Annotated in this window: 15 protein-coding genes and 1 other annotated feature; of the genes, 9 read left to right on the plus strand and 6 right to left on the minus strand. The window is 41.8% G+C overall.

The annotated features are described in order from the left end of the window. Positions 1–6 precede the first annotated feature (6 nt). The 3 genes from BV11031_RS02960 to acuA are packed head-to-tail and all read right to left on the minus strand — an operon-like array spanning position 7 to position 2467. Positions 7–1173 carry an acetoin utilization protein AcuC gene (locus BV11031_RS02960; RefSeq protein WP_010329594.1) on the minus strand — a complete coding sequence of 389 codons (1167 nt, stop codon included), beginning with the start codon at positions 1171–1173 and terminating at the stop codon, positions 7–9. Next, complete coding sequence (locus BV11031_RS02965; RefSeq protein ID WP_010329595.1) at positions 1170–1814, minus strand: acetoin utilization AcuB family protein; 645 nt, start codon at positions 1812–1814, stop codon at positions 1170–1172. Before BV11031_RS02965 ends, BV11031_RS02960 begins: the two co-directional genes overlap by 4 nt. 20 nt (positions 1815–1834) lie before the next feature. Then, entirely contained in the window at positions 1835–2467 is a 633-nt protein-coding gene (gene acuA / locus BV11031_RS02970; protein WP_010329596.1) for an acetoin utilization protein acetyltransferase AcuA, read from the minus strand. 159 nt (positions 2468–2626) lie between these two features. Here acuA and acsA point away from each other — a divergent pair, with 159 nt between their 5' ends. The 3 genes from acsA (at position 2627) to sr7p (ending at position 6215) form a co-directional block, all read left to right on the plus strand. After that, positions 2627–4345, plus strand: coding sequence for an acetate--CoA ligase (acsA, locus tag BV11031_RS02975; protein WP_010329597.1), 1719 nt, complete (start codon positions 2627–2629; stop codon positions 4343–4345). A gap of 54 nt (positions 4346–4399) precedes the next feature. Further along, positions 4400–4637: a binding site (T-box leader), on the plus strand. Between the two features lie 49 nt (positions 4638–4686). Next, positions 4687–5955, plus strand: coding sequence for a tyrosine--tRNA ligase (gene tyrS, locus BV11031_RS02980; RefSeq protein ID WP_010329598.1), 1269 nt, complete (start codon positions 4687–4689; stop codon positions 5953–5955). A 131-nt stretch (positions 5956–6086) separates the two neighbouring features. Next, a complete protein-coding gene (gene sr7p, locus BV11031_RS23155) occupies positions 6087–6215 on the plus strand; it encodes a small protein SR7P (protein ID WP_010329599.1) in 129 nt (42 codons plus the stop codon). Between the two features lie 129 nt (positions 6216–6344). Here sr7p and BV11031_RS02985 read toward each other — a convergent pair whose 3' ends face one another. The 3 genes from BV11031_RS02985 to BV11031_RS02995 all read right to left on the minus strand — a co-directional run bounded on the left by BV11031_RS02985 (position 6345) and on the right by BV11031_RS02995 (position 8646). Continuing rightward, a complete protein-coding gene (locus BV11031_RS02985) occupies positions 6345–7490 on the minus strand; it encodes a site-specific integrase (RefSeq protein ID WP_010329600.1) in 1146 nt (381 codons plus the stop codon). Positions 7491–7558: 68 nt separating this feature from the next. Then, complete coding sequence (locus BV11031_RS02990) at positions 7559–8023, minus strand: ImmA/IrrE family metallo-endopeptidase (RefSeq protein ID WP_010329601.1); 465 nt, start codon at positions 8021–8023, stop codon at positions 7559–7561. A gap of 14 nt (positions 8024–8037) precedes the next feature. Next, positions 8038–8646: a helix-turn-helix domain-containing protein gene (locus BV11031_RS02995; RefSeq protein WP_010329602.1), complete on the minus strand. Its 609-nt coding sequence runs from the start codon at positions 8644–8646 to the stop codon at positions 8038–8040. Between the two features lie 106 nt (positions 8647–8752). Between BV11031_RS02995 and BV11031_RS03000 the strand changes: the two genes are divergently transcribed. The 6 genes from BV11031_RS03000 (at position 8753) to BV11031_RS03025 (ending at position 11803) form a co-directional block, all read left to right on the plus strand. Further along, a complete protein-coding gene (locus BV11031_RS03000) occupies positions 8753–8977 on the plus strand; it encodes a helix-turn-helix transcriptional regulator (protein WP_010329603.1) in 225 nt (74 codons plus the stop codon). A gap of 132 nt (positions 8978–9109) precedes the next feature. After that, a complete protein-coding gene (locus BV11031_RS03005) occupies positions 9110–9391 on the plus strand; it encodes a hypothetical protein (protein WP_241210319.1) in 282 nt (93 codons plus the stop codon). A gap of 68 nt (positions 9392–9459) precedes the next feature. Further along, positions 9460–9759 (plus strand): hypothetical protein, encoded by a 300-nt coding sequence (locus tag BV11031_RS03010; protein ID WP_010329605.1) that lies wholly within the window; start codon positions 9460–9462, stop codon positions 9757–9759. Further along, on the plus strand, positions 9756–10409 hold the full coding sequence (locus BV11031_RS03015; RefSeq protein WP_010329606.1) for a Rha family transcriptional regulator: 654 nt from the start codon (positions 9756–9758) through the stop codon (positions 10407–10409). Before BV11031_RS03010 ends, BV11031_RS03015 begins: the two co-directional genes overlap by 4 nt. Before the next feature lie 12 nt (positions 10410–10421). Next, positions 10422–11270 carry a hypothetical protein gene (locus BV11031_RS03020; protein ID WP_010329607.1) on the plus strand — a complete coding sequence of 283 codons (849 nt, stop codon included), beginning with the start codon at positions 10422–10424 and terminating at the stop codon, positions 11268–11270. A 128-nt stretch (positions 11271–11398) separates the two neighbouring features. After that, entirely contained in the window at positions 11399–11803 is a 405-nt protein-coding gene (locus BV11031_RS03025; RefSeq protein ID WP_010329608.1) for a DUF6809 family protein, read from the plus strand. The last annotated feature ends 6 nt before the right edge of the window (positions 11804–11809 follow it).

The raw sequence follows: 11809 nt of genomic DNA on the forward strand, positions 1-11809 counted from the left end.
CGTTTTTTACTTCATTCTTTGCTGTTGCTCAGATCGTATTGCATATAAAGTTTTGCTGACGGTTTGGGCATTTTTTTCTGTGATTTCAGGCTTGCGGGGAATCGGAGGATATAAATCGGGCGGATCGCTCCAGCTGGACGGAAGGGTGACAGGGCATTGTTTTTGCCATTTCGCGATCCATTCAGTCGGAATCTCTCGCCCTGGCTCAATTCCCTTCATTTCAAGCCATATTCTGGCCCAGGCACGGGGGACGACTCGCCATATATCATATCCGCCGCCTCCGACTGCAATCCATTTCCCTCCGCAATATTGATGCGCTAACGTGTGAGCAAGCCGGGGAATTTCTTCATAGATGCTGATGGTTGCGGATAAATGCGTTAGCGGGTCATAGTAATGGGCATCGGCACCGTTTTGGCTGATAATCACATCTGGCTGAAAATATGCGGCCACTTCAGAAGCTGCTGTCCGATACGCTTCAAGAAAAGAATCATCCTCTGTAAAAGCGTCAAGCGGGATATTAAAGGAATAGCCATATCCTTTTCCGCTGCCTTTTTCCTGGATCTGGCCGGTTCCGGGGAATAAATACCTTCCTGTTTCATGGATGGACAGCGTGCATACGCCCGGGTTATCGTAAAACGTAAATTGCACACCGTCCCCGTGGTGGGCATCGGTATCAATATAAAGCACCCTGGCTTTGTATTTTTTCTGGATATATTGGATGGCCACAGCACTGTCGTTATAAATGCAAAATCCTGAAGCTCTACCCCGAAAACCGTGATGAAGGCCTCCTCCAAGGTTGGCGGCATGCAGGGCTTGTCCTGACATCACCCAGTCTGCGGCCGTTAAGGTGCCGCCGACTAAGAGTGATGCCGCTTCGTGCATGCCGGCAAAGACAGGTGTATCTTCTGTGCCGAGCCCATAGTTTTCTCCTTCTTCTGCGGGAAGCTTGCAGGCGCCCGCAAGCTTGACCGCCTGAATGTAATCGTCTGTGTGGACAAGGGCAAGCTCGTCTTCTGACGCGAGTCTGGGACTGATAATGTCACCTTCGTCAAAGGCATTGATCGTCTTAAGCAAATCGTATGTTAACAGAACCCGCTGCTGATTAAAAGGATGTTCCTGATGAAACATATAGGTTTGATACGATGGAGAATAGATAAATACACTGTCTCTCATAGCAAATCCCTTTGCTCTGACGGCCATATGACGTGATGCCGATTTCTTTGTAATGCCTGCAAAAACGGCAGCGGATTCATCATTTTTACACGGAAGACAAGCACTTTTACACCGGGATCATCATGCGGATAGACAAGCACACTTAATATTTTCACTTGCAGGTCTTGGCAAAGGCTGCTGATCTCCGTGAGGCTTTTGGTGATGTCGTTTACTTTTATTTCGATTTGCGATCCCGGCTGGTCAGCGCCTGTCAATTTGACAAACGTCCGCAGCAAATCGGTCTTTGTCAAAATGCCTACTAATTTTTGATGCTGCACCACTGGCAGACAGCCGATGCCATGTTCATAGAACACAGCAGATATTTCTTCGACAAAATCTAACGGGTGGGCGCAAACGACATCTGTTTTCATAATTGAATCTACGCTTCGCGTGAGAAATCGGCTTCGTTTGCTTTCTTCAAATATACTCGGGCTGGCCTGTTTCAAGTCTCTGTCTGTCATCATGCCGATCACATGGCGGTCGGCATCTATAACAGGCAGGTGCCTGATATGGAATTCCTTCAGTTTGCATATTGCGGTTTCAAGTGTATCGGTCTTCGTTAACGTAATGACATCCCTTTTCATGATCTGCTCAACAATCATTATTTTTTCCCCTTTGTCAGTTAATACATAAAGCGATGATAAAAACGGAGCCTATCGAATTGTTCAATTGATTCTTGGCTGACGTTTTTTCCGATGCGTGCCATCAGGCAGTTTGCGGGGTGGGAGCTGATCTCCGGCTCATCCGTGGCAAACCAGACCAATCCTCCCGCATTCATCATCTTCTCCATGAGCTTTCTGTATTCCCACACATCTTTTTTCATCCCTTTTAAATCCCAATGCCAGTAATATTCCGTCGTCATCACGATATAGTTTTCCATTTGTTCATCCATCATGCTGACAGTCAGAAGCGTCTTTCCGACAGAACATCCCCGATAGGCCGGCGCCACCTCGATGGCCCCAAGCTCTAGCAAATCCTCCATATTTCCTTCAGACCATCTTTCGAGCGGGTCGGGATATAAATACGTCACATAACCGATAATGGTTTGGCCGTCTCTGGCGATGATAATGCGTCCTTCGGGTAGGCCCGCAATGTCAACTAACGCTTCATGCTGCTCGCGGGGCGGGCGAAATGCGGTTAAATCGTTATGAAACTCGTAACCTGCCAGATCTTCTGGAGAGACAGGCCCTTCTATCAGTAAGGAGCCGGTTGCTGTTTTGATGTTTGCTGAATGGTATGTTTTATGATGTTCCACTGATCCACCGTCCCATCAATTCTTATCAAAATATGTGCCTTCTTTAAGAATAACAAATTATAAAGCGTTTTCAATATGGTTTATATTTTAAAAATTGAGAACAATATGAATATATACTATAATAAATGTGACAACTTCAGCAAAGGGGGATGTTTGGGCATGAATTTGAAAGCGTTACCAGCAACAGAGGGGGATCATCATTTAAAAAATTATGAAGAAACGTACCGGCATTTTGATTGGGCCGAGGCAGAGAAACATTTCTCCTGGCATGAGACAGGGAAACTGAATGCGGCGTATGAAGCGATTGACCGGCATGCCGAATCGTTTCGAAAAAACAAAGTAGCGCTTTATTATAAAGACGCAAATCGGGATGAAAAATACACATTTAAAGAAATGAAGGAAGAATCAAACAGAGCCGGGAATGTGCTGAAACGGTATGGAAATGTGGAAAAAGGGGACCGCGTTTTTATTTTTATGCCGAGATCACCCGAGCTTTATTTTATTATGCTTGGCGCTATCAAGATTGGCGCCATCGCAGGGCCGCTCTTTGAAGCATTTATGGAGGGGGCGGTGAAGGACCGGCTTGAAAACAGCGAGGCGAAGGTGGTTGTCACGACGCCTGAGCTGCTGGAAAGAATACCGGCTGACAAACTGCCTCACTTACAGCATATATTCGTAGTCGGCGGAGAGGCTGAAAGCGGCGCAAACGTCATCAATTACGATGAAGCAGCAAAACAGGAGAGCCCAAGACTTGATATCGAATGGATGGACAAAAAAGACGGCTACCTGCTTCACTATACATCGGGTTCTACCGGAACGCCAAAGGGTGTGCTGCATGTCCATGAAGCGATGGTTCAGCAATATCAGACAGGGAAGTGGGTCCTTGATTTAAAGGAAGAAGACATTTACTGGTGCACAGCTGATCCGGGCTGGGTGACGGGTACAGTATACGGCATTTTCGCGCCATGGCTGAACGGAGCGACAAATGTCATCGTCGGCGGACGTTTCAGCCCGGAAAGCTGGTACGGAACGATTGAGCAGCTTGGCGTCAACGTTTGGTACAGCGCGCCGACCGCTTTTCGAATGCTGATGGGAGCGGGAGATGAGATGGCTGCGAAATATGATTTAACCTCACTTCGGCACGTGCTCAGTGTCGGTGAGCCGTTAAATCCGGAAGTGATCAGATGGGGGCATAAAGTCTTTAACAAACGAATTCATGATACGTGGTGGATGACAGAAACGGGCAGCCAGCTCATCTGCAACTATCCTTGCATGGATATCAAACCGGGTTCAATGGGTAAGCCGATTCCTGGTGTAGAGGCGGCGATCGTTGACAATCAGGGCAATGAGCTTCCACCGTACCGAATGGGCAATCTCGCCATTAAAAAGGGCTGGCCTTCCATGATGCATACCATTTGGAATAACCCTGAAAAGTATGAATCGTATTTCATGCCTGGCGGCTGGTATGTATCTGGGGATTCTGCTTACATGGATGATGAGGGGTATTTCTGGTTCCAAGGAAGAGTTGATGACGTCATTATGACCTCCGGTGAACGTGTCGGCCCATTTGAAGTGGAAAGCAAGCTTGTCGAACATCAGGCCATTGCAGAAGCAGGCGTAATCGGGAAGCCTGATCCGGTGCGGGGAGAAATCATTAAAGCCTTTATCGCACTCAGAGAAGGCTATGAGCCGTCCGATAAACTGAAAGAAGAGATCCGCCAATTTGTAAAGCAGGGTCTTGCTGCCCATGCGGCTCCGCGTGAAATTGAATTTAAAGATAAGCTGCCGAAAACCCGAAGCGGAAAGATCATGAGACGGGTGCTGAAGGCATGGGAGCTTAACCTTCCGGCCGGAGATCTGTCAACGATGGAGGATTAAAAGGCGGCGTTGACACGGGATTTTATTTATGTTAAAAATGATATAGCTTCATATGAAAAGGTAAAGATTGAGACAAGTAGAATATCCTCACGTTGCAGAGAGCTGATGGCCGGTGAAAATCAGCACAGACGGATATATCGAATACACTCATGAACCGCTTTTGCAAACAAAGCCGTCGAGGCTTTCAGTAGTGAAAGAACGGATCTGATCCGTTATCAGGCAAAGTGATAAGACGAATGTTTGGCGTTCTCTTATTAGTAGGGTGGTACCGCGATAATCAATCGTCCCTTCGTGTAAACGAAGGGGCGTTTTTTATTTTATTAAAAAAGGAGCTTTAATCTATGACAAACTTACTTGAAGACTTATCCTTCCGTGGATTGATTCAGCAAATGACGGATGAAGAAGGGTTAAATAAACAGCTGAATGAAGAAAAAATCCGCCTGTACTCAGGCTTTGATCCGACAGCAGACAGCTTGCACATCGGACACTTGCTGCCTATACTAACACTGCGCCGTTTCCAGCTTGCGGGTCATCATCCGATTGCGCTTGTGGGCGGGGCGACGGGTCTCATCGGCGATCCGAGCGGAAAAAAAGCGGAGCGTACATTAAACACTGCTGACATCGTATCCGAATGGTCACAAAGCATCAAAAACCAGCTGTCCAGATTTCTGGATTTTGACGCAACAGAAAACCCTGCTGTCATTGCGAACAACTTTGACTGGATCGGCAAAATGAATGTGATCGACTTCCTGCGTGACGTCGGCAAAAACTTCGGCATCAATTACATGCTGGCAAAAGACACGGTCAGCTCGAGAATTGAATCCGGCATTTCATACACGGAATTCAGCTACATGATTCTTCAATCGTATGATTTCTTAAATCTGTACAGAGAGAAAAACTGTAAGCTGCAAATCGGCGGGAGCGATCAGTGGGGCAATATCACAGCGGGCCTTGAACTGATCAGAAAATCAGAGGAAGAAGGGGCAAAAGCGTTTGGCCTTACCATTCCGCTTGTCACAAAAGCAGACGGCACGAAGTTTGGGAAAACGGAAGGCGGCGCGATTTGGCTTGATAAGGAAAAAACATCGCCGTATGAATTCTATCAATTCTGGATCAACACAGATGACCGTGACGTTGTCAAATACTTAAAATACTTCACGTTCCTATCAAAAGAGGAAATTGAAGCATATGCTGAGAAAACAGAAACGGCGCCTGAAAAGCGTGAAGCGCAAAAACGTCTCGCGGAAGAAGTGACAGCACTCGTTCACGGACGTGAGGCGCTGGAGCAAGCCATCAACATCTCCCAAGCATTGTTCAGCGGAAATATTAAAGAGCTTTCTGCCCAAGATGTAAAAGTCGGCTTTAAGGATGTCCCTTCCATGGAAGCTGACAGCAGCCAACAGCTTTCTCTTGTAGATGTATTGGTGCAATCTACATTGTCTCCTTCTAAACGCCAAGCCCGTGAAGACATTCAAAACGGGGCTGTTTACATTAACGGCGAACGCCAGACGGAAATCAATTATCTCTTATCGGCTGCTGACCGTATCGAAGATCAATTTACGGTTCTGCGCCGCGGAAAGAAAAAGTATTTCCTTGTGACATATAAATAAAGAAAAAAAGATCCTTTGCCAATTTGGGCAAAGGATCTTTTTTTGGTTTATCGCATAGGAATGAAAGGAAAAGAGTATATTAGATAGGGCAAACACGACCAATCACCACCTTTTAGAAAGGAGCGCTGACCATGAATCTCATGTGTACCATTGCAAAAGAGAGGCTTCAGCGGGATTATTGGGAGCAGCAGACGCGAGATAGTGTTGGCGAACCAGAGGCAATAGAGGAAACAGACGATAAAAAAACCCCGACCGCATAGCGGAAGGGGTTTTTAAAACGATTAACGAGAGTAGAACTCAATAACGTTATAAACCCTAGTGGTATCAGGGGTTTGAGGGTCTTTTTTTAAAACCTCCCCCAAAACCTCCCCCAAAACCTCCCCCAATTTTCAAAAATTGAGTGCCTGGTCGAATGCATGTACAGATTGTTCTTCCAAGTCTTTGAAAGAATGTCCGTACATATCTAAAATCATCTGCGGAGTATTTCCAAGTCGATCCGCAATAACTTTCACAGGCGTTCGTTTACTAATTAATATTGTCGCATGAGAATGTCTTAAACCATGCGGAGTTATCTTTTTTAAACCAGTTTCCTTTGAGAGACGTCGCATAGAATACATGATTGTGTTATCAGTTACAGGTAGCCCGCTTTGAAAAGAGATGAAAATAAAATCCTCATCTGATAAATATAGCCCGTAAGTGAACTTTATCTCTTTACACCATTTGCGGTATAATTTTAGCTGTTCAATCAGTTCCTCAGCAATTAAAATAGTGCGGTAGCTACGTTTAGTTTTTGGGGAACGAACCCCTTTATTATCTCTGGTCCTGTTAACACTGAGAGTCTTATTATCAAAATCTAAATCCTCCCACTTTAATCCTAATGCTTCACCTTTTCTCATGCCGGTATATGACAGCAAGAAAATAAGTGTATAATTAGTTATATTTTCATATTGCTTTGCAGCGGATAGAAACTGTTTCAATTCTGCGGCTGTGTAAAAGTTATCACTAACCTCATCACTTTCGATTGTTATTTTATTAAAACGATTCCGCGTTAAAATCTCATCATCTACTGCTGCATTTATTGCTACTTTAAAGAGCCGATGGAACAACAGGACTGTGCTGGGCTTGTATCTTTTTAGCAGCTCATTAATGTAAACTCTTTTGTAAGTGCTCTTATCTAAATCAGCAAGTTTATATCTGCCTAACAAGGGTTTCATTTGATATTTAATTGCGTTCTGTCTTTGTAGCTGCGTTGTGATTTTCCATTGGTTTTTATAGGAATCAAACCAAGTATCAAGCCATTCAGCAACAGTTAAATTCGAGTTTTCAACTTTTTTTGTTTCACCTGATATGATCCCTGTCTTAACTTCTAATAAAGCTCTGTATGCTTCATTTTCCGTTTTAAAACCTTGCCGCGACTTTTCCTTACGTTTATTATTTTTGTCATAATACCGGTGTCTATAACACCATCGTTTTTCTTTCTTTGCATTAAAGTAGTAAAATAATTCGTTATCTTTTTTTGACTTATATAATTTCATATTCTCGCCCTTCTTTTTGCGTGGACAGACGCTCATTTTGGGGCTGTTGAATAAAGATCATCACCTCCTTAAAAATCTTCAAACATTTCTATAACGCCAAGAGGTTGAAAACAGATAGTTAATCCGTTCACCTTTTTATATAACCCGTATTCTTCTTCATATCTTTTCAAGGCCTCTTCTAAAAAAGTCTCAGTTACATTTAAAAACTCGGCCAATTCATAACGGCTTTTTATTCCCGCTTTTTGAGCTTCAATAATTTTAGTCAAAGGGACTAATTTTTTATATGCCCAATTTCTGGCCCGCTTTTCTTGTTTACGGTTTTCCATCTTACTCTGATCCAAAATATCTCCATAAGAGGTGAAATGATGTCCTAATTCTTCGGCAAGAGTGCAACCTTTTTCAATTCTCGATTGTTTTCTGTTAATCCAAACAATGCCGCTATTATAAAGGCCCTTTAATCTAGATGGCATAAATCGTTCAATAACTTCTATTTTGTGGCGGGAAGCCTCTAACAATAGATGATCATAAAGCAATACAAATACACCTCTTATTTTTTCTCTCTTTTTAAGCGTACGAATTCTTTAAATCGTTCTATTTCTTCTAGTTCTTCTTCTGTCCAGTCTTCACCATCATGGTGAGCTGCGATAGTATAGACTTCTTTATTTTCGCTAACACTTGATTGATTCGTTTCGGATGAAGTTTCAGGGTCTTTATAATTTCCATTGTGTTTTTCAGACATTTCAGCCCAACTAAAAGCCCCAAATACATTTGCTATCTTATCTAGTAATTCTGATGCATTCGCTAGACCCTCACGTTCGCACTTTGATATTGTTCTTTGACTTACACCGATTGAATCTGCTAGTTGACCTTGGGTCATACCCCTTTTGACCCTTTCTTTTTTTATAATTTGTCCGTCAGTGTAATAAGGTTTCTTCAAATCATCCGACAAATCTCTTCCTAGTAAGAAATCAGTTGATACTTCAAAGAAGTCAGCTATTTCAACAAGTATTTGACTGGGAGGTATTATTCTTCCAGCTTCATAATTAGCAATGGTTGATCTAGTAACTTTTAATTTCTCTGCAAGAGCATCTTGAGATAATTTGTGCTTTTGCCTTAAATCTTTTATTCGATTACCCAATATAGTTCTAGTAAACATAATTAGTTCAACCTTTCAAAAAAACGTTATTCCCCTTGACGTTTTCTAAAATAACGTTTACTATAAGAACATAAGTTATCTAAAATAACGAAAAGAGGTGTGTTGGATGTCAGTGGCAATTGATAGACGCAGTCAATTTCGAGAGCTTCGCAGGCAAATGGAATTGTCACAACGTCAAGTTTCAATTGATTTAGGCATTAGCGAAAGCCATTACCGCAATATAGAGAGCGGTCGTGGCAATCCAGATGCAGTATTACTTTTTAGACTTTCAAATTACTTTAAAACAAAGCCAGAGAATTTATTCCCTGATTTAGCAAAGCGAAATATTTAATACCGTTATCTAATTCATATTATAATGTGTTATTTTAACAAACGCAAGCGAAAATAACACTATGTTATTTAGTATGTCCAGAAATGTGCTTTTAACAAACGGTTTAGTCACTATTATTTATAGAAAAAGGAGGTGTTGAATTTGCCGATAGTCGATCTTGAAATTGCAGTAGATCAAACAGAGATTCGTGATTACATCAATAAACAATTAGATCAAGTTATACAGCAATCACTTTTTACTTGGGATATTGAAACAATGTCTAAAAAAACGTGTATGAGTAAGTCGTTCTTAGAAAATGAATTCTTACGTGACCCGCGGATGAAGCTGCTTGAGCGCCGCAAGGAAAAAGGCAAACGTTTTTGGTTCTACGAGGAATCTAGACAAGTTATGAAAGAAATCATGGATGAATGGTAAAAAAAGCGTGGACAGACGCAAACAATGCATTGCAGTTTGTATGACTGTAAATTGAAAGGGGCATAAGAATGAATCTCAACGATATTAGTTTGATAAATCCGGAACCGGACTTGGATTTTAACGCATCTTACAAGTTTATTAATTTTTTGTTCAATAGTGGACCACTTTTCGCTATTTCAAAAAAACCGAGTGATAATTCAGGCTTGAAGTTTGAGGTGACAAAAAAGACACAGCCTGTAAAAGGTCGTGTGATGCTTGAGTTTGTCAGCGCAGGAACAGAATACTGCGTACATATGTGTGAGGCAGAGGAACAAGAAATAATTGAAGTGCGACGCAAGGAAATGGAAAGAATGGGGGCTACAACATGAATAATACTTTAAATTTAATCGAATCAAACGGACAACATTTTGTAGATAGTCGAGACGTGGCCGAAATGGTTGAGAAAAGACATGCGGACTTGGTAAGGAGCATTGAGGGTTACTTAGTAGTTATTGGTCAAAACGCAAAATTGCGTTCTGATGATTTCTTTGTAGAAAGCACATACCAAGCGGGTACGGGGAAACTCTACAAACATTATTTGCTAACTAAACAAGGCTGTGAAATGGTCGCCAACAAAATGACAGGCGAAAAAGGCATCCTGTTTACCGCTGCTTACGTGAATCAATTCAATCAAATGGAGCACCACTTACAAACTGATTATTCACAGTTGAGCCCACAGTTACAACACATGATCCGTCTTGAGAAAAAACAGAACGAGCAAGATAAACGTTTAGGTCAACTTGAAGACAATTTGAGTATCGACTCTTTTCAACAAAATGTTATCCAAAAGCAAATTAAAAAGCGCGTTTATGAAATTCGTGATAGATATGATGACAGCCCAGAGGGGACACGCCGCCTATTTTCAAGTATTTACCGCAATTTTAGAGACGCTTTCGCAGTGCCTTCATACAGGGATTTAAGAAAGTTAGATTTTGAGGATGCTAAGGCATGGATTAAAACATGGCGGCCGTTAATTTAGGAGGATGAGGATATGAATAAATTTGAGTTTTATAGTCGTGTAAAAGCTTTAAAAGTAGAAGTGGATCATGTAACAAAGGAATTTCATGTTTTCATCAATGACACATACAGAGCCTTTCGGCGTGGTCTTGAACGTATCGCGGAATCTAATTTGATGTATTTGTTTATTCACATGACTGAGGCGGATATCCCTGAAAAAGTGATTCAAGACCTACGCAAATTTTTCAACGTAGATAAAATTATGTCCGTTTCAAAATATAGTCCGTATAACAGCTTGGTGTGGATCAAACGATTACAGCGGGAAATGAATCGCAGAGATATCACCGCTTCTAAATATCGCCAGCGTTTGTGGTCCATTTTATCCGAGATTGAGGATTTAGAGAAAGCGAATGAATTTACAGGAAAAATGGGCGGAAATTCTATTTCTGAAATTAAGCAAGAAATTGAAAAAGCAGTTAATTTAAGTCCTTCTTATCCGGAAAACCTTGAGAAGCATTTAGTCTTGTCAATGGATTTCTTGAAAATGAAAAAGAATGATTTTTTATCTCTTCTGTCTATAGATCATAGCAAAGAAAGAGCGGCTGAAATGAGAAGCACAATTGAAAATATGCCGGATGAAATAGATTTTGATAGGTTCATGCTTGAGGTATTTGTGAAAAATATTGAGTCGCCAGATGATGATGTTTTTTTTGATATTTTCTATAGAGGTGTAATGGATCGAATCATAAGCGGGAAGATTGATACTTCAAAAATATTACATGAGGTTATTAAAGAACCGATTCCAGTGTATAAAGCCGAAAAAGACGAATATGGCCGCATCGCCTCAATAGAGAAGGATCGGCCAAATCTCACATTACTCTAAGATGTAAGTGTCAAACATACGGTCAAGAAAGAGTGTTGCCGCACTTTTTCTTGATTTATTCAGATAGACAATACCACGACTTAACGAAAATATCAATCTAGTAAATCAAACGCGAGGAGAGTTCAATTATGAAATTAATGGGTACGCCTACTAAAATAGCTGCTATTGGTGAACAGATCGGAGCGGACATAAATAAAACGGCTGTATGCGGTAAGTATTACGACGCTGGCATGGTTACTATGCTCAAATTGATAGCAACCAAGTCTCTGCATGAGAGGTTAGACAGTGATTACGAAAAAATCGAATTGTCCCAAAAAACATGTAAAGCAAATGACCGAATGAACGATCTTTATGCACTGTTAAGCGAGAAGCTGCCGGCGGAATTAAAGCCACTTCTGCAGGATTTTGATGAGATTTGTTCAACAAAAGCGGCATATGAGAGCGAGGACGCTTTTATATCGGGATTTATTGCCGGTTTCCGTTATCTCATGGGAGAAGTGGCGTATAGCGATGAATTGAATTTTTACAAGTAAGTAAGG

Source organism: Bacillus vallismortis (assembly GCF_004116955.1).
Lineage (GTDB): Bacteria > Bacillota > Bacilli > Bacillales > Bacillaceae > Bacillus > Bacillus vallismortis.